Annotated in this window: 17 protein-coding genes; 7 read left to right on the forward strand and 10 right to left on the reverse strand. The window is 49.3% G+C overall.

The genetic code is table 11. From position 1 onward, the window contains the following. Window positions 1-4 precede the first annotated feature (4 nt). Window positions 5-2329 carry a T9SS type A sorting domain-containing protein gene (locus SD10_RS09945; RefSeq protein WP_046573665.1) on the reverse strand — a complete coding sequence of 775 codons (2325 nt, stop codon included), beginning with the start codon at window positions 2327-2329 and terminating at the stop codon, window positions 5-7. A gap of 60 nt (window positions 2330-2389) precedes the next feature. After that, the gene (locus SD10_RS09950; RefSeq protein WP_046573666.1) at window positions 2390-3391 is read right to left on the reverse strand and encodes a T9SS C-terminal target domain-containing protein; all 1002 of its coding nucleotides are present in this window, start codon (window positions 3389-3391) and stop codon (window positions 2390-2392) included. Between the two features lie 82 nt (window positions 3392-3473). Between SD10_RS09950 and SD10_RS09955 the strand changes: the two genes are divergently transcribed. The 3 genes from SD10_RS09955 (at window position 3474) to SD10_RS09965 (ending at window position 5533) form a co-directional block, all read left to right on the forward strand. After that, window positions 3474-3755 carry a hypothetical protein gene (locus SD10_RS09955; protein ID WP_046573667.1) on the forward strand — a complete coding sequence of 94 codons (282 nt, stop codon included), beginning with the start codon at window positions 3474-3476 and terminating at the stop codon, window positions 3753-3755. Window positions 3756-3936: 181 nt separating this feature from the next. Next, the gene (locus tag SD10_RS09960) at window positions 3937-4896 is read left to right on the forward strand and encodes a hypothetical protein (RefSeq protein ID WP_046573668.1); all 960 of its coding nucleotides are present in this window, start codon (window positions 3937-3939) and stop codon (window positions 4894-4896) included. Continuing rightward, window positions 4886-5533 carry an acyltransferase gene (locus tag SD10_RS09965; RefSeq protein WP_046573669.1) on the forward strand — a complete coding sequence of 216 codons (648 nt, stop codon included), beginning with the start codon at window positions 4886-4888 and terminating at the stop codon, window positions 5531-5533. Before SD10_RS09960 ends, SD10_RS09965 begins: the two co-directional genes overlap by 11 nt. On the opposite strand, the gene SD10_RS09970 is transcribed toward SD10_RS09965, so the two are convergent. The 8 genes from SD10_RS09970 to SD10_RS10000 form a co-directional block, all read right to left on the reverse strand. Continuing rightward, window positions 5530-6708, reverse strand: a complete 1179-nt coding sequence (locus tag SD10_RS09970) for a glycosyltransferase (RefSeq protein ID WP_046573670.1) — start codon at window positions 6706-6708, stop codon at window positions 5530-5532. The two genes, SD10_RS09965 and SD10_RS09970, sit on opposite strands and share 4 nt — an antisense overlap. 41 nt (window positions 6709-6749) lie before the next feature. Beyond that, complete coding sequence (locus SD10_RS09975; RefSeq protein ID WP_046573671.1) at window positions 6750-7901, reverse strand: glycosyltransferase family 4 protein; 1152 nt, start codon at window positions 7899-7901, stop codon at window positions 6750-6752. After that, window positions 7885-9348, reverse strand: a complete 1464-nt coding sequence (locus SD10_RS09980) for an O-antigen ligase family protein (RefSeq protein ID WP_046573672.1) — start codon at window positions 9346-9348, stop codon at window positions 7885-7887. The genes SD10_RS09975 and SD10_RS09980 overlap by 17 nt, the downstream gene beginning before the upstream one ends. 29 nt (window positions 9349-9377) lie before the next feature. Next, entirely contained in the window at window positions 9378-10607 is a 1230-nt protein-coding gene (locus tag SD10_RS09985) for a glycosyltransferase family 2 protein (protein ID WP_046573673.1), read from the reverse strand. Window positions 10608-10621: 14 nt separating this feature from the next. Then, on the reverse strand, window positions 10622-11551 hold the full coding sequence (locus SD10_RS09990) for a glycosyltransferase family 2 protein (RefSeq protein ID WP_046573674.1): 930 nt from the start codon (window positions 11549-11551) through the stop codon (window positions 10622-10624). Next, window positions 11530-12702 (reverse strand): sugar transferase, encoded by a 1173-nt coding sequence (locus tag SD10_RS30365; protein WP_046573675.1) that lies wholly within the window; start codon window positions 12700-12702, stop codon window positions 11530-11532. The genes SD10_RS09990 and SD10_RS30365 overlap by 22 nt, the downstream gene beginning before the upstream one ends. Before the next feature lie 10 nt (window positions 12703-12712). Continuing rightward, on the reverse strand, window positions 12713-12880 hold the full coding sequence (locus SD10_RS29645; RefSeq protein ID WP_227699185.1) for a hypothetical protein: 168 nt from the start codon (window positions 12878-12880) through the stop codon (window positions 12713-12715). A 62-nt stretch (window positions 12881-12942) separates the two neighbouring features. Further along, window positions 12943-13440: a response regulator gene (locus tag SD10_RS10000; protein ID WP_046573676.1), complete on the reverse strand. Its 498-nt coding sequence runs from the start codon at window positions 13438-13440 to the stop codon at window positions 12943-12945. Between the two features lie 623 nt (window positions 13441-14063). On the opposite strand from SD10_RS10000, the gene SD10_RS10005 reads away from it, so the two are divergent. The 4 genes from SD10_RS10005 (at window position 14064) to SD10_RS10020 (ending at window position 18820) form a co-directional block, all read left to right on the forward strand. Beyond that, window positions 14064-16676 carry a glycosyltransferase family protein gene (locus SD10_RS10005; RefSeq protein ID WP_046573677.1) on the forward strand — a complete coding sequence of 871 codons (2613 nt, stop codon included), beginning with the start codon at window positions 14064-14066 and terminating at the stop codon, window positions 16674-16676. Window positions 16677-16832: 156 nt separating this feature from the next. Next, a complete protein-coding gene (locus SD10_RS10010; protein WP_158500558.1) occupies window positions 16833-17276 on the forward strand; it encodes a hypothetical protein in 444 nt (147 codons plus the stop codon). Between the two features lie 161 nt (window positions 17277-17437). Continuing rightward, the gene (locus SD10_RS10015; protein ID WP_148562417.1) at window positions 17438-17767 is read left to right on the forward strand and encodes a hypothetical protein; all 330 of its coding nucleotides are present in this window, start codon (window positions 17438-17440) and stop codon (window positions 17765-17767) included. A gap of 189 nt (window positions 17768-17956) precedes the next feature. Further along, window positions 17957-18820: an SDR family oxidoreductase gene (locus SD10_RS10020; RefSeq protein WP_046573680.1), complete on the forward strand. Its 864-nt coding sequence runs from the start codon at window positions 17957-17959 to the stop codon at window positions 18818-18820. Window positions 18821-18831: the final 11 nt, after the last annotated feature.

Here is an 18831-nt window from a genome sequence, read left to right on the forward strand (position 1 = left end):
TCCCTTACTGATTTATGATGATTTTTTTAATCAATTTGGCCGGTCCCTGGCGCACTTCCAATAGATACAATCCGTGGGCCAGCGTACTTAAATCAAGTTGCTCATTGAGCACTCGCCCTGATTTGAGAAGACTTAGTTGCTTACATTTTCGACCCGCATTGTCGTAGATGGTCACGTCAAGTGGCCGAACATCCCCGTTTTCAAGCGTTAACTTAACGTAGTCGGCGGCTGGATTTGGGTAAATCTGTAAGCTGCTCAGGCTATTTTTGGCGTCTGGCGTGGCGGCCCGTGTTGGCATCACAAAGACCGGGGTTTCACTCACGTTTATTGCAATTGTACCCGTCTGGCTAACTTGCACCGTTCGATTCATGTCGTCCCGACCAATGGCGGGTGTGCAAATCTGCACCGTGTCTCCCTGGGTTATTGGTAGGTTGTAGGTTCCCGTTCTTCCTTTTTCATCGGGAATGAGCAGGACATAGGCCGACTGGCCATCCAGTTCGTACCGGTCTACCAGAGGGTCCTTGCTGATGGTTTCTTTGTAGTGATAGTCGCCCAGTAGGTTTTTGGCCTGGTAAAGAAAATCAGCGGCTGGTTTACGGGTTTTGCCAATTTCATTCAACAGGCCCATCGAGGCAAACTGGGTCGGGTTTTGAATGTCAAAATCATAGGCCTGAAAATAAAAGACCCGGTCAATGCCTACCCGGCTATACAGTAAAGACGTTCGCAGAATCCAGTCGGCCTGCGTTTCCAGGACAGTTTTCCGACCGATGGGAATGGCCCGAAATGGACTATCCTGGTTTATGTCGTATCCGGCTTCCGTTATCCAGACCGGCATTCCCTGCGCATATTGGCGGGAGAGTTTCACAAAGGCGGCTGCCTGTTCACCAACACCTGCCAGCTCGGGTGCGACACCCCGGGTAGCCCCACCATTTTGCGCCGACATGACATCATTGGCGTATAAATGCTGATTGATAACATCCCAGCAGAGGTTGACGGACCCATCGGGGCGGTATCCCCGGAATTCTTTACACCAGTCGATCATCGCCCGTAAATAATCGGTGGTGGGTGTCGACATGCCGCCCATCACGACCACAACGGATGGGTCGGCATTCTTGACGCCAACGCCCGGCCCCATGGTATTTTTGTGCCCGTCGTAAAACGCTGATAAGTTCGCTGCGTATTCGCGGGCTGACTGGTAGCCATTCCGGCCTTTCCAGGTTTTATCGGGCTCGTTATTACACTCGATATAGCGAATCAGGCCCAGCCCAATTTTAACGGTGTTGACACCCGCCCAGGTGACTTCGGGGCTGACACTAACCAGAGCCGGATTGATGTTTTTGTTAAAGCCATACCGCGCCATGTACTGAAATGCTACCCGCGCGTGCTCGATGTACGACGTTGGCTGGGAGCGGTCACTGCCGTAGCGAGCGGGCGAGTTACTATAATCACGGCCATCTTCCGGGTAGGTGTTTTCCATCCACTTCGGCAGGGTTTGCAGGCAGGCCAGCATCTCGACCCCTTCGGCCCCCAATCGTTCATACATGCCATCGTAGGTCCAGCTTCCGCTAAACGTTGGATTGAACGTGTAACTGCCTTGCTGGGATTCCAGCTTATCCCAGTCGATGTAGTGTCGCATCGACGAAAAACTTTTCAGGGCATTGATCCGGGTCGTTTCAACCTCCCGTAGGGCTGCACCGGTCGTAGGATCTTCGGCGTCCCACTCGAATCCATTGATGCCTAACGTATGCCGGAACGGATACGACGCCAGGGGCAAAAGCGCGGGTTCCTTACCTAGCTGGTAGGTTCCATACAGTTCCATCTCGGTCGGGTAGAATCCTGACGAATTCAGGACCAGGTACCGGGCATTGGCCGTCGCTGTTTTCAGGGCCAGATCAGCAGGATGCTCCGGATCAGGACCCACCCAGGCCTGGTACTTGTCGCCTGTAAAACGGGCAATCGGAATGCGCTCCCACTTGTCCGTAATAATCGACAGGGTCATTGGCGTGTCGGTATTTGTACCGGCTCCGTCGTACATCCGAATGCTGTCAATTGATATGTGTTCGCCCGGCAGGAGAGGATAGTACGCGTCGAAATTGGTCAGTATTTTACCCCAGCCGGTATTAACTGTTTCGCCGATATCGCCGTCAAACAAGGCGTCAAGGCCATTTGACGTGTTGTTTACCTGATACCAGCGTTTGTTATCCAGTACTATTTTCGTGGCCGCCTGGCTGGTCAGACCGGTTGCCTTCAACGCTCGGGCCTGTTGGGGCTGATCCGCAACGGCGAGCGTTACCGAAGCAATGGTTAAAATGAGTAGGGCTTTGAGCATTGGACGAGTAGTATCAGAGTCTGTCAAGCGGGTGGGTACGTGTTGCGTGAATAAAGAACCTTAGCGAACCAGTAAAACGTGGCCTGTTTGCACATGCTCGTTTTGTTCCTGGGTTGCGGCTGCCGTTCGGTAGGCAATTACCCAGGTGTAATCGCCTGAAGCGCAGGGGCTACCGGCATAGGTGCCATCCCACCGCTGGCTTACACTGGTGCTGGCAAAAATGACGCTTCCCCAGCGGTCGTATACTTTCAGGTCGTAGGAGGAGACTTTAGGTAAAAAAAATGCCAGGTTGTCGTTCAGGCCATCGTTGTTCGGGGTGAATACATCCGGCACATAAACCTGATCCGATACGCACTCCTCACACTGCCTCACCTGAATATCGTCGATCACCATATCGTTGCCACAGCCATAGTCGCCCTTCGTGTTCACCAATTTCAGAATGACCGCTTCGGTTGTTTTAGGAGCCTCGAACAACGCTGTATGCTGCCGCCAGACAGGCTGGTCGGCCAGATCAATAGAGCCCAGTGGCACGGACGTAAGTATGTTACCACTTTTTGTTTCGAGGGTAAGCATCAGATTTGGCACGAGTGGGGTGGGGCATATACCCGTTTTTAGCAGATTAAGCGCCCATAAGGAAAATTCATACGTTGTGCCGGGGCATAGCCCAGACACGGTTTGTTCATAAAAAGCACCGGCTGTGTTGGCCCCATTGATAATCAGCATATTCCCGTCTACATCGTCAGGCGTATGATCCGCAGGGACAGCGTACCAGGTATAATTAAAACAGCCTCCGTCAATCGTCTCTGTAACGGTATATTGTCCATCGGCAGGGCAGGTTGGCGGTACATACTGGTAAGGCGTCAGTCCGGCCATGGATGTGGGCTGACTAGCCGTACCAAACGACTGATTAATGACCAACTGACCTGACGGATTCGCGCAGAATTGAGCAAAAACGGGTTGGCAACAGGCGTATATGAAAAAGGTGATCAAGCCAATTTTGCCAGGTAACACCTTGAGCCATAGACGGCTAATTCTAGTTGGTTTATGGGAATCAAGAAGCATGGTTAGTAATTTAGACCTCACCCCCTTAATTTGGTCACCATTTGTGCAAACGAATTGCCTTATTGTCAATTGATTACAGACAATGGATAAAGGCAACCCCTTGATCAATATTGGGAAGTTAACGCTGTGGCTTTATGGCTTTCTACCACGTTTCATGCGCCGATTTTTACTTGTTGATATTCGGCCCGGCCGAGCAGGCGTATGGCCGGGTTGGCGCGGATTGTCGGCGGTGTTTTTATCAGGCATAGACCCGGAAACAGGCTTTGGTAAAGGCATAAATGATTACTTTTCCAGGTTCCCGCCCTGGATGAACTTCAGGAGGCAGAGCGCCGGATTATTGGTGGTACTGGGGACTGACAGGTGACGGGTTTCGCGATCTCAGCCGTTTATCTGAGGGCCATTTCGCACCGGGCCACTTTAGAAACACCTAAATTTTACGCCCTTAGAAGTGGCTTATTCGTTGATTCAGAGTCATAACCTAAGACGGGTTAGCGGATTTGTTTACCGGATTGCCCCGTATCCATCCAATCAATGCTTGTGCCTCTATGCAGCGATTAATGCTGAAGTTTTTATACGTAGTAGCCACGCTGAAATACGCTGGAATCCGACCGGATCTGCGGTACTTTATTCGCGATAACTACTTTGCCCGGTTAAATCAGCTTCGGTTTATTGCCAACGATTACATGGCGAAGAAGACCTATAAAGTCGTTGATTTTCACGGCGAATTCGATCAGGAGTTGCGCTATGTGTTGCCTTTTGCGTACTGGCACCATCTGAACGGGACCCTGCAGCAAACCATTTCCAGCAGCAATACCAAACCGTTCTATTTCTTTAGTGAAAATCATACGGAGAAGTACGAAAAAAGGGTGTGGCAGGCTGGTTATGGCTACTACGAAGTGCCCAATATGACCCATAGCCCGTCGTTTAGCTTCACCAAATGGGCGCGGGTTCCGCTGAAAAATCACTACAAAAATGACCAGTTCGTATTTGACAAACCGCTTCTGGTGATCGCTAACAAATACAACATTGAATGGGATAAACCACCCATCAATTTTCTGGATATACCTGCTTTGGATCGGATTGTATCCACATACAAGGCGCATTACCAGATTATTTATAATCGCCCGCTTTCATCCCAGATCGTAGTCGATAACAGCGAAATTATGGACTTGAACGAGCACGCCTGGCTTCGGGAAAACCACCCGGAGGTTCTGTTGATGAACGACCTGCACGAACGGCACCGCGATCAGGTGGCTAATTTCAATCACCTTCAGTTGCTCGTCTATGCCAACTGCGACCGGTTCATTTCGATGCACGGTGGTACGGCTGCACTGGCCAGTTATTTTGAGGGTATCAACATCATTTTGTCGCACCCTGGCGGGGGCATGGAGCATCACTTCAACGAATACGATACCATTTTTCCGGCATTGTCGGGTGCTAAAATTCTGCACGCGAAAAATACGGACGAAGTGTTTCAGTATTTAGACCAATACTATGTCGTTTAAGAGCTATATCGATGAGCGGCCAGCGCTCAAGCAGTTTGTCCACTGGCTGCTCATTCCCCACAATCAGGCCCGGCCACGTCGGTGGGTAAGCTGGTTTGTCAATCCATTCGTCCACAAGCAGCATCGTTCGTCCATTATTCGGTCCAGCGTTCGGATGGATGTCTTACCCTTCAATGCTTTCTCGTTGGGGGCACACAGCATCATCGACGATTTCGGTGTAATAAACAATGGTGTTGGCCCGGTCCAGATAGGTGAGAATACTCTGATTGGTATTGGAGCCGTCGTGATTGGTCCGGTCAAAATTGGCTCTAAAGTCATTATGGCTCAGCACGTTGTGCTTTCGGGGCTGAATCATTCGTACGAGAATGTTCAATTGCCGATTCGGGACCAGCGGGTGACGATGCGGCCTATTGTGATTGAAGACGAATGCTGGATTGGAGCGAATGTAACCATCACGGCTGGTGTCACCGTTGGGCGGCATTCCGTTGTGGCGGGTGGTAGTGTTGTCACGCGCGATGTACCGGCGTATACGGTTGTGGGCGGTAATCCGGCCCGGGTTCTGAAGCACTACGACAAGGAAACCGATCAGTGGCTAAAAGGAGCCGGAACGGCTCCCACCCTGGTTCCAGCGGCTTAAAGCTGCTCAATAACGGCCTCAAATTCTTCGGCCCGTCTCTTCCATGAGTTGGCTCTGGCCATTCCCACCCGTTCGTTAATACGAGGGGCACTATCGTCGGCCAGGGCCCGCCGGAGGGCCTGTTCAAAGGCTACGGGGCTTCCGGCCATTTCAACAACCCCGTCAAAATCGTCGAGAATCGAAAAGGGAGTCGACACGACAGGTAAGCCAGCCGCCAGGTATTCATTAATTTTTAGCGGATAGATTGTGTATGTGTGTTCATTGCACACAAACGGAATCATCGCGGCCTGCATGTTGGCCAGCAAAGCGGGTAATTCCGCCGGTTGGTGAGGAGGAATAAACTCGACGTTCGTATACGAAGAGAGCCGTTGCCTAATGCTGGGTTCGTTTACTTCGCCCACAAACTGGAACAGGACATCCGGCATGGTTCGAACACAGTGTTCGACCAACGTAAGATCAATTCGGTTGTCGGCCGTGCCCAGGTAGCCGACTACTGGTTTCTGGGGCGGGCGCTCTTCTGCTAATTGACGGGCCTGATTGAATAAATCGAAGTTAACCCCGTTTTTGACGCAGTAGGCGTTGGATTGCTGCACGGACTTGGATCGGCGCAGGGCTTCCGATGTCGTAATGATCGCGTCGACCTGCTCCAGGTACCTGGATTCGTACCGATTCCCGTGGCGGCTTATCCAGGTGGCTGCCGTTATTTCATCAAAGCAATAGTAAATCGTGGCCCATTCGTCCAACTGGTGCAGCATAGGTAGGCCAAAAACAGGATTGAATGCATTGATAACCAGTGGCCTCTTCATGTTTAGCTGGCCCATGACACGCCGGAGCCCTTTAACCATTCGACCAACGTTCTGCTTGATCAGCACATCATACGGTTTGTCCGATAACCAGTTGATAGGAAGCATCAATGGGGGAGTCCAGATGTAAACCTCACTGCCATTGTCAACGGTTTTTTTGATCAGCGGGTTTTTCAGCCGCATCAGTTCCCGAATCGGAACATCCTGACGACCAATAACGCCCATGGCAAAATCTTTCACCGTGTACTGGTAATCGACGTAAAGAATTCGATGCCGTACCGATAGCTCAGTCATCAATTGAACGACTGCTTTCTGAAAATCACCTTTCCAGGGAGTCTGTCCAACACAAATGATGCTGTCGAAATTTTCCATTTACTGATAAAAATTGGTAAGGAGCAAACTAACAAAATAATTTAACAAACGACGGGTATAGAGTGAATATTTATTGTCTCTTCATATACACCAAGTAACTTATTTGCCGCAGACTGCCATGAAAATAAGGCGGCTCTCTCTAGGCCTTTCTTCCGTAAAGTAGCGCGGAGGGCAGGCTGTTGAATGAGACAACCAAGCTGCAGGGCCATTTCCTCGATTGAAGTAGGGTTAACCAATAAAGCGGCATCACCGGCCACTTCAGGCATGGACGACGTGGACGATGTCAAAACGGGAGTGCCACAAGCCATGGCTTCCAGAATGGGTAAGCCAAAACTTTCCCGAAGCGATGGACAAAGGAAAATTGTAGCGGCATTATATACCAAAGGCAAAACGGCATTAGGTATATAGCCACACAAGCGTATGTTCTCGGTGAGAATTTGCCCGTCAATATCTGTCAGGATAACGTTTAACGAAGCCGCTGTAAGATTCGATATAACAACGGGCAGCGTAAGCTTACCCTGTTTTTTTAAGAGGAGTAACGATTTCAATACACCCCGTACGTTCTTCTTTGGGTCTGTGTTACCCAGGAAAAATATGAACTCGTTCGGCAGATTGAACTGGGTTCGAATAGTTGCCAGTTGATTGGGATCATTGATCAGCTGAAACTTGTCACTAACGCCATTCCAGACGGTGATAACCTGATCGGGGTCCAGCTTCAAATGATCAATGATTCGTTGCCGTTCAAAATCAGACACGGTGACAATCCGGTCACATTTATTGACAATCTGGGGTACATTCCATCGGCGGTATTGATTCCCAAATCGCTGGTACCAGCTTCCTCGTAGCAACGGCTGGTTTTCCAGGAAAATAATATCGTGAAGCGTGAGTACCAAAGGCACTGGCGAGTGCAGGGGGGCCGTATTGGCTGTACAGTGCAGCAAATCAATGCCATACTGCTTAACCGCTTTCGGTAAGGCATACTGCTCCCAAATGGGATACGGTCCGCCGTCTAATTCAACCAACTCGACATTGGGCGAATCAGGAAGCCCTACGCGGTCGCTGTCGGGCTTTACAAAAATGACAAACTCATGTTCGTGGGCGGCTGATAGAGCCCGGATTGTCTCCAGAGCCACGATGTCCATACCGTGCTTGTGGGGCCTTAGGAGCCGTTGCGCTTCAATTCCGATTCGCATAATGTGAGGTCTTTGGGGTATCCCAACGGGTACAGGTGGTGAATAGGACTGAGTTAATAAATATGATTGTACTAGTTGGGAACTGGCCCAGAATGGGGTTGGTGTAGCTCACGACAGCTATCCCGATAAATTCGGCCAGCAGGGCAATCATCAGGGTGCTAAGCGTACGATCGTTCAACTGCCAGATTTTATAAATACCGAGTAGGATGATGCCTGTCAGCATCATCAGATAAAGCGTAAGGCCAACAACACCCGTTTCGATCCAAAGCTGAACATACCAGCTATCGGTTGGAATCTGGGCCGCAAAATGGTTAGGAGAAAAACGGTTACCCGCACCCGAAGAAGTACCAATGCCCGCTCCAAATGGTCTGTCTTTTAAGAAATTCTTAAGTTTCTGCTGGTTTTCCAGCCGAACCAGAAAAGAGGCATCTTCAGTGGGGCGAAGCGCTGTGCGTATACGATAGACCTGGTAATTTGAATCACCAATTGATGTGAACATCAGGATACCCAGTATGGGTGCCGCAACCAGAAATCCCCGGATAATATTCAGTGGATTCCGGCTCAGGAAAAGATAAGCTGGAAAGCCGGCCAGTAAAACAAACAGGGCACCCCGGGTACCTGAAACGGCAAATCCCCAGAACAGGATAAAGGCTAAGACCAGGTAGGTGATGCGAAGAATCCAGGATTTGCCTTCGAAGAAGAGGATCAGGCAGATCAGGGTTACGCCAGCCATCTCAGAGCCAAATTGACCAGCGTCAGAATAAAAGGAGAAACTTCGTAATTGACCCCACAGAATATGGGTTCGGGCTCCACCTTCGGCCAGCCACCGGATTTCGGCGCCTGCCAGGCCGATGTACTGCTGTTTAAAGCCCCACAAAGCGGCAAAGACGGACCAGGCCAACCAGGCTATAAGGAATAGGCGAATGTCTTTCCGGCTAATGGGATTCACCATCACGACGATCGCAATGAAAAACCAGCTAAGGGAAAACGAACGAACGTTGTAAAACCAGGCCGGACGGTAGGGGGCTTCCGGATTGAAATACTCTAGTATGGTGTAGGAGAGCCAAACAATAAGCAGCCAAAAAAAAGGCTGTTTCAATTGTTTCCAATCCATTCGTTTTCCATTTAAAAATGTGCCTAACAGGCTGAGAACCAGAATGCCATCCAGGGCAGTGCCGAGCGGAATAGCGGGTGGAAGAAAACGAGTAAAACCGATTAAGAAGCTGACATGTACATACAGGAACAGACCAATTTTGGGCTCAATCAGAACACCCAGCAGTAAGGCTATAGCGACTGGTAACCCCACCAGCATGGCGCCACCGAGCATGCCGTAGGTGCCTACCAGCCAACCGGCCAGCAAAGCAGCCAGTATGCCAAGCACGTAGATAAGCCAGGGGCTTTCGCGCCATTGCTCAGTTATCAGAAGAGGCCGATCGGTGAGATCCATCAGTTACAAATGTCTGTCTTTACAAAAAATTAGATAGCTCGCCTTGATTTTTCCCAGACACCGGACAGGTTACCATTGCAAAAGCGGGCAAATCCGGCCAGTACACACCAGTTCATGAACACAAAATAGAAAGGCACAAACGTCAGCTTGAAACGAGTCTGGCGATTTTCCAGCGCGTACCCAACCGTTGCAATCAGGTAAAAGGCCACTTGGCAACTAAATAGAATTAACCAGAATGATCTGCTGAACAGACCGTTATCCGGTCCTTCAGGCTGTGTGAGCAAAAGCCCGTTAAGCAGCAAAAGCAGGGGCAGGCAAAACGGCGTAACGGCCCAGCGCAGCACCCGATGCGATACATACTGAAAACTTAGCCAGCCATAGGTAAAGATATTAAGCAGAGCCGCCAGCCGCCTGATGGCCTGAAAACCGCCCGTTGCAATTCTGACTTTCCGTTTCATTTCTTCGGCGACCGAATGCGATGGCCGTTCGAGGGCGTAGGCGTCTGGCACATAATCGACCCGGTAACCCCGGCTGGCAATCCGCAGCGAAATGATAAAATCATCCAGCAGCGTATCGGCTTCGACGGGCTCGTAAAGTCCTGTACGAATGGCAAACAACTCACCGGCCGCCCCCACGATGGTATGCAACTGGGCATCGAGCTTTTTCAGGAATGACTCATACCGCCAGTAAAGACCTTCGCCACTCCCGGCAGCCGCTTCCTCGCCCTGCAAACGGATGCGTTTTTCGCCGGTTACGGCGCCTACCGTTTCATCGTCGAAGCGTTTGGTCAACCGGCTCACCGCTTCCGGATTCAGTTCGGTATTGGCATCGGTGAAAATAGTGATGGGCGTGTTTACCAGGCGCATTGCCTTGTTCATGGCGGCAATCTTACCCAGCCGCTGGGCGCCCGAGAGGATGGTCAGGTTGGGCACGTTCAGCTTTCGCTTTTCCAGATACTCGACCGATCCGTCTGTAGATCCTTCCACGACAAACAGAAAGTGCAGATGCTGAACCGGATAGTCCTGGCGTAAGCAGTTCTGTAGTTTATCCGGCAGGTAAGCTAACTCATTATAGGCCGGAACAACCATCGTCACATCTGGCCACTGATTGGATACGACAACTCCCTGGGCTTGCTTCGACTGGCCTGCCCGTAGGTTAACCAATACCCAGGCCACCAGGCCGTAGCCCAGGTAGGTATAAAAAACCAGGAAGGTGAGCAGGCAGAACGTCCAGCCAAGTATATAATAAACGAGTGTCATACAACTATTATGAACTAGACCGGCGATACGCTGGCCGACCTTAAATTCCAGAACGTACCCCTCATAAACGCTTTGGCATGTGTCAACTGGCCGGTAAGCAGGTAGGAAGCCATGTGCTTTGGTAAAATGCAAAATGTAAAAAACGAGTAAAAAACCATACGCTGAAAAACAGAGCAATGACGTCGCATGAACAAAATCCGGTTGCGTGTCAGGTAATAGGTTTTTAGCGGACTGTGCTGCCCAACCGACATGGACTCTTTATGCAGAATAGATGCAGCGGGTTGATAATAAATCAGATAGCCTGCGTTTCGTATCCGTTGCGACCAGTCCAGCTCTTCGTAGTACAGGAAGAAGCGCTCCGCAAATCGCCCAACCTGTTCCACAACCGTTCGGCGAATCATCATGGCGCAGCCATGCGCAAAGTTGGTGGCATGAGGCTCGTCGAACTGACCATTGTCTGTTTGGTTGCTACCGATAGCCGTTGCCGTGCCAGTATACATATTGATGGGGCTGTACCCCGCATATTGCAGCAATTGAGGAGACTCGTAGAACTTGATCTTTGGGCAAACGACACCAATGTCAGGGCGTCCGGCAAAGGGTTTGAGCAGGTCTTCCAGAATGGTCGGCGATAGCTCAGTATCGTTGTTGACGATGAAAAAGTAATTGCCCTGCGCTTCCTGCATACCCAGGTTGTTACCACCCGTAAAACCTAAATTGACCTCAGATCGGATGTATCGCAGATGAGGATACTGGTTCACATCCACCGTATTCGCAAACGGTTCTACGGAGCCATTATCAACCACAATAATTTCGTAGGCTGGGTAGGTTAGGTTTTTTGCCGATTCCAGGAACTGGCGGGTCACTTCAGCCTGGTTGTAGTTGATGGTGATAATCGAGACGAGCGTCGACTCGTCGGTGCCGCCTACACGTTCTCTTTTTGCCATAAACTGAATATTGTCTGCCAGATGATCAATGCATCTGTTTTAAACGAAAATGTAGTAGAGTATTCAATGTCCAGTAACGTCCGTTCCTTATCGGACATAGGTCCCTGGCCTTTACCCCGTTTCTTTACCTGCCACAGGCCGGTCAAGCCAGCTGGCCCGGCAAATCGTTTGGCAAATTCATCGGAGGTAAGTTTCTCGGCCTCATAAAGGGGCAGGGGGCGGTTCCCGACTAATGACATATCACCCACCAGAATATTGACCAGTTGGGGGAGTTCATCAATGCTACTGTTGCGTAGGAACGTGCCAATTCGGGTGATGCGGGGATCGTTGCGGAACTTCATAAATTTCGCTTTGCCCTGCGTTTCCTGTAAATAATGTTTTTCGCAAATGTGGCGATCATGATCAAACAGCAACTTCTGGCAGGGTACACCATTGGCTTCGCAAGCACTACACGTTATTGAGCCATTAATTGACACATCGCTTTTATGGTCTGTTTTGTCGTAGATATTGTTCGAGGCCAGTTGCCCCAGTAGTTGATCCGCTTCTACTTTCATGGTTCGGAACTTATACATGTTGAACACATGAAAATTGGCGCCAGCCCGTTTTGACCGATAAATGACCGGCCCTTTCGAGTCGAGAACGATAACGATCGCAACGACCAGCAGCATAGGTGACAACAACAGCAGAATGGTGAACGAAACACTAATGTCGAGAAAGCGTTTCCACCAGGGTAATCTGAACTGAGTTGGGGTAGTTATTGGGCGTGCGTTATCGAATGTCCGAATCTGATCGCTTAGGGAAAGATAGTAACTGATTTTGGTCTGAATTCGGTAGTTATCTTCGTTGATGGCCAGTAGGTCAGTAACTCCAGTAGCCAGGGTAGCTTGTTCTAAAGGACTTTCGCCCAAACGCGACACGATGAGAAAAGGGACCAATCGGTAATCTCGTTTGTTTCGAACCAAGCTTACCATCACATCCCCGTTCGTTCTATCCGTAATGATCAGATCGACCTGTTGGTTATCTGTCAGCCATCGTTCCGATTCGTTTATCTCCTTAAAGCGTACTATCGAATGACCTGAACCAACCAGACTGGCAATCCGGTTAGCGATCAGATCGTCTTCTATTACCAATAAGACATAGATTATAGGCATTTTTTTGTCTTTATAAGCAGGAATTTATGCCTGCAAAGGGATTGACCAGATACGCTGGCATGAAGGGTAACGAATGATAGAAATAAGGAATAATGAATTGAGTAGAGGAGTGGTGTAGTGAAAAACTGCCCTGCTTATCCTGAATCCGGAGCGGTTTCCGAATGCTTAATGGCATCACGTTTGTCGATTCAACGTATTTGACGGTTGGAAGCAGTCATTGCGGTATCGTGTATCGTGAACTTACGATACCGCCAGATCACCCAGAAGCATGGAGACGATGCGTGAGCGGTGGGGCCATGAGGTTTTGTTCTCAGACTTGAGCTGAGGGGAATGGTTATCCTGAGTCTCCTGATTTGATAAATCAGCACGCCGGAGAAGGGCATGGAGTTTAGCTTTTACCTCTAATGGGTTGAATGGTTTGGATAAGAACGCATCGACACCTTGTTCCAGACATTCTATTCGGGTCGTACTGTCCGACACATTGGAGAGAATGATTACCGGCGTTTGCGATGTCAAGTGGCTCATGCGAATCAGCTTTGTTAACTCCAGGCCATTAAAGAAAGGTAATTCCAACTCGGTCAGCACGGTGTCGAAACGGTTTCCCTGGATTAATAGCCGAGCTGCTTCCTGTCCTGTATTCGCCACTGTAATCTTAAAATCTTTTGACAGCGTTTGGACCAGTATATCAACAACGTACTGATTTTCGTCTGCGATGAGGATATGGCGTTTCGTCTTCATTAAAGTATTGATAGTAGTAGAATCTATGGGTTAGATTTGAAATTTTAGACTACGGTAGCATGAAGACGGTTACTTTAGGCACTACAAAAAAAAAGCACCCCAAGGGGTACTGTCTGCCAGATGAATACGAGCAGGCTACTGTTTTATTTTTGCCTAATTTGGGTATATAGAGTCTATTGGACTGATAGTGAGATATATACTCATCTGTTCGGGTTGCTGGAGGCCGTGATTAGTTGCTTATTAGAATGTTGAAATTTAGTATACTACTATGCTCAAAAATTGATTAAACGGTATGTATATTTTATGCCGAAAATAGGCTTTAACGAGATTTCAAGGTCCATTTTATAGTTTAACGTTCCTGGGCTTCTTGTTTATTTTATATATCAAACAAAATTAAATTAAATTAAAAAGGCCAAAAATGCTCGAATTGGTAACATGAGAGGATATGGGTGTGTCAGGGCAAAATAGATGCTTTTTAAAAAAATACTAACACAGCGACTTATTATTACTCTGCTATCAATAATAATGCCATAGTCTGCAACAGTGCTGTTCCAACAATCAGCCCTGCTATTTATCCGTTTTGCTACAAAGCCGTATCTTTGGGCTACGTATCCGTTGATTTTATGAACCAACCACCCTTTTCTCAACCGCATCGGCGGACCAGCCTGCTCCCACATCTGATCGCCGTGCTGGGTCTACTTGTGCTGGCTATCATTTATTTTTCGCCCGTCATGTCGGGCAAAACCCTATCGATGCATGATGTGCAGGAGGCCTCAGCATCTGCCCGGGAAATCCGTGAAATTGCCAAGGAAACCGGCATAAAGCCGCTCTGGACCGATGCCGTCTTTAGTGGCATGCCCGGCTACATGATTGACTTCAATTACCCCTATATTCTGGTGTATAAGGGCGTCATGGCCGTTGTCAATGTATTACCCAACACGGCCAGTATTGTCTTTATGGTCATGTTGAGCATGTATATTCTGCTCATCGTGCTGGGCTGTAACGCCTGGCTTTCTGCGCTGGGAGCAGCGGCCTACGGGCTCGGGACCTTCGGTATTGTGAGCCTCGAAGCAGGCCACGTTTCCAAGTTATTTGCCATGGCGTATGGTGCTGGTATGTATGCCGGAATCATACTCGCGCTGCGGGGGCGTTACTGGGTTGGAGCGGCCCTGATGGGCTTCTTTATGTGTATGGAATTGGGCGCTAATCATATTCAGATTACTTATTACCTGTTTATGGCGGCTGCTTTGTACGTGGTAATCGAAGGTATTGCGCTTATCCGCTCAGGCAAAACGCGGCAGTTACTACTTGGCTTGGCTACCCTGGCCGTTGTGAGTGCCGTGGCTGCCGGTAGTTTCGGAAAGCGGTTACTCGTGCTTAACCAATACACTAAAGAAACGATTCGGGGTAAATCGGAGCTAACCGCTAAAACAACTAACCCCGATGGAAAATCGCCCAGCAGTGAGTCTAAAGGAGGATTGGATAAGGATTATGCCTTTACCTACAGTTACGGGAAAGCGGAGACGCTCACCCTGCTTATTCCCAATGCTTTCGGGGGCGCTTCGGGTGGAGGACTAACCACCGGATCCGAGTTTTATAAAGCCATGACAAACCGGGGGGTCGATCCGGCAGCCGCTAAGCAAATGGCTGAACTTGGGGCACCTACCTACTGGGGCGATCAGCCGATGGTGGGTGGACCGGCCTACGCAGGCGCTGCTTTATTGTTTCTGTTTGTGCTGGGTATGTTTGTAATCCGGGGGTCCATTAAGTGGTGGCTGTTGAGCGCAACGGCCCTGATGATCATGTTGGCCTGGGGAAAAAACTTACTCTTCTTCAATGAGTTTCTGTTCGATAACCTGCCATATCTGAACAAGTTCAGGGCCATGACGATGGCCTTTTGCCTGGCGCAGTTATTCATAGCGGCAGGGGCAGCGTTAGGCATTCAGCGAATTGTGAGCCAGAAACTAACGCTGGCCGAGTTAAAGCAACCACTACTGATCAGTTTAGGGCTAACCGCTGGTTTAGCAGCTGTACTGGCCCTGGTAGGTGGCTCGTTTTTTAGCTTCCAGGCACCAAACGATATCCCAATCTTATCCCGCTATTTTGGTGAAGCTGCCCGGGAGTTCCAGACCGCCCTCATTAGCGATAGACAGAGTTTGTTTCGGGCCGATGCCATTCGGTCTGTTATCCTGATTTTACTGACGGCAGCAGCAGTCTGGCTGTTTTTGACCAATAAAGTTAAAGCGACCCTGTTCTATCCGCTGATACTGGCCATCGTCGTATTCGATTTGTTCGCTGTCGACAAGCGTTTCCTGAATAATGAAGATTTTGTGTCGAAAACGCAGGCCAGCGTTTTGTTTGAACCCACCTCGGCCGATCAGCAGATCTTGCAGGACAAATCGCTGGGATATCGGGTTTTCGACCAGACGGGTTCCTTCATGGAAACCAACCGGACGTCCTATTTTCACCGATCTATTGGAGGCTACAACACAACCCGATTACGGCGGTATAACGAACTGATCAATTTCGCTTTTCAGAACAACACACTCCATATTCTGAATATGCTGAATGCGAAATACGTCATTCAAAATGGGCAACCCAATCCAAATGATCCGCAGCAAACTCCGGCTGGACCCATTGCGCTGCCAAATCCTGAAGTGATGGGCGCTGCCTGGTTTGTGGGCACGGTGCAACAGGTTAATAATGCCGACGAAGAGATGGCGGCTATGAAAACCCTGAATCCACGCGATTCGGCGGTTGTCGATAAACGGTTTGCGGCACAATTAGGGAATTTGCCCGCTACGCTGGATCATACGGGTAGTACGATTCAACTGACGAGTTATCGCCCGGATAAGTTGTTGTACGAAGTCAATGCGGCTCGTGATGGACTGGCCGTTTTCTCGGAGATCTATTACCGGGGTGAGTCCGACTGGCAGGCCTTTATCGACGGCAAGCCAGCGCCCCATCTTCGGGCAAACTATGTCTTGCGAGCCTTGCGTATTCCGGCTGGTAAGCACACGGTTGAGTTTCGGTTTGATCCTCCGCTAGCGCATACAGGGGATACAATCGACCTGATTTGCAACGTGTTACTGATTGCGCTTATCGGTTTCGTAATCTTTCATGAGGGGCGCAGCAGAAACCGCCAACCAGTGAATGAGCCAGAACCTGTACTGCCGCCCGTTGCGCCTATTGAACCAACGCCAGTCGGCAAGCCAACGAAAGCGAAAACGCGATGACCGGCGCATGACTAAGTGGAAAACGGACTGCTGTAGCTCTTTAACTGCCTGAACAAGAGCTAAGAGAGGCAGCCTAAACAAGAACCTCCTTTCTTTGCTTTGTGCATCCATCAAAGCTAGAAAGGAGGTATTTTTGTATAGATGTACCTTGTTTTTATGAAGTTCTATTGGCTAAAATTTACCTGGTTCCTGATCGTCATGATGGCTGTCGGAAGCGGTTATGGATGCAGTTGTAATATGGCTCGAACAATTAAAGAGAGTGTAGACGGGGCACCGGCTATTTTTATGGGGACTGTATTGGCCGAAGCTAGTGCTGACCTGGAAATGGGCGAAATGAGAGCTTATACGATTAAGGTCAAAAAAATCTATAAGGGAACTGTGCGAGCCGATACAGTAGTTGTTTTTACCAACTTCAGCGAAGCCAGATGTGGTATTCAGTTTAAAGTCAATAGTAAAATAATAGCCTTCGCTACTACTATTTTAAGGGACAAAAAACTGATAAACGAAAATCGCTTTTTTGAAACCAGTCTTTGTACATGGAGTGGACCCTATAAAGTAGCTATCGATAAACAGTTAACATCGGTAATTGGTAAACGGTAAAAAAGCTAATAGCAGAATCCATTTCGTTTCTGAGAAATCCCATTAATCACAGCGGGGACGGATGGGTCAAAGACACCCGTTTGAAAGAGAGGCCTCATAAGTATAGATTGTCTTTTACAATAGCCATATCATTATATACCTGTTTAGACCCCTTATCAGCCATGTTGGAACAATGCTACGCGACTCTTAAAGAACAGCTATTATCAATTGGGGGTATGACCAGCCAACCGTATCACACCAAAGCCGGAAGCGGGCCCAAAGGCGGTATTGAACAGGTTATGCTAAAAGGAAAAAATTTTGTTGGGCTACGGCTTACGGATACTTACCTCATGGTCTATTTAGGGCCAGTTCGTGATACAACGGCTTGGTATAGTCAACAGTCAATGCCTATTCTAAAGGGCAAAGGATGCCTAAAGGTTACTAAACCGAAAAAGATGGGCCTTGCTCCCGTACTGGCATTGGTTACAGAAGGCGCAGCTACCTGGAAGTAGAACCAACCTAATCGGCTGCCGGTGCCCATTGCCAAATCCGCTACCAGATTTCCCTGGTTCTGTTGTCGGTAAATTCGTTGCCCTCGATTCGCCGGAAAACAGTTAATCTAGCTACAACAAGCATGAATCAGGCTACGTCTAGGTAGTAAGTCTGACGGACCTTTGTTGGGACCAAAACAAAACAACGTTATGATCTTAGTAACCGGGGCTACAGGCCACTTGGGTAACGCAGTCATTCACCAGTTACTGCAAAAATTGCCAGCCAGCCAGATTGTCGCCTTCGTACGGGACAAGAACAAAGGTATTAATCTCCTTGAACAGGGGGTGACCGTACGCGTGGGTACCTACGACGATACCGACGCTCTCGACAACGCCATGCAGGGGGTCGAAACTGTCTTGCTGATTGCCGGTACGGATGAAGAGAATCGGGTTCGCCAACACCAGAATGTGGTCGATGCGGCTAAAAAAGCACATGTTCAACGAATGGCTTATACGAGCCGGGCATTGAAAGACCGTGCCACATTGGTCAACCAGTTGATGGATGGGCATTTTCAAACCGAAGATTATATTAAAGAAAGTGGACTGCCCTATACGCTGTTTCAGAACAGTTTGTACCTGGACGCTATCCCGCAGTTTGTGGGCGGAGACGCTGTGTTTGCACGCGGAATCTACGTACCAGCCGAGCAGGGAAGAGTCGCGCTTGCGCTGCGCAGCGAGATGGGCGAAGCGATAGCGAATGCTCTGACCAACGAGCACGAAGGTAACCTGATATACCGGCTCACGGGCAGTGAGTCGTACTCCTTTTATGACGTAGCCGCTGCCCTAACCGATCTATCGGGCAAGTCAGTGACCTATACACCGGCCGACCCCGTCACTTTCGAAACCCAGCTAATCGGACGCGGATTATCGGATGTGGTGGCTCGGAGAATAGTCGGATTTATAACCGACATTGCCAACGGACAGGAAGACGCAATCAGCCCTGACCTGGAAAAGCTACTTGGCCGAAAGCCGACTGCACTCAAAGATGGTTTTTCCGTATTGTATAATGTCTAACACGCGTTGCC

It is taken from the genome of Spirosoma radiotolerans, assembly GCF_000974425.1.
Classification (GTDB): domain Bacteria; phylum Bacteroidota; class Bacteroidia; order Cytophagales; family Spirosomataceae; genus Spirosoma; species Spirosoma radiotolerans.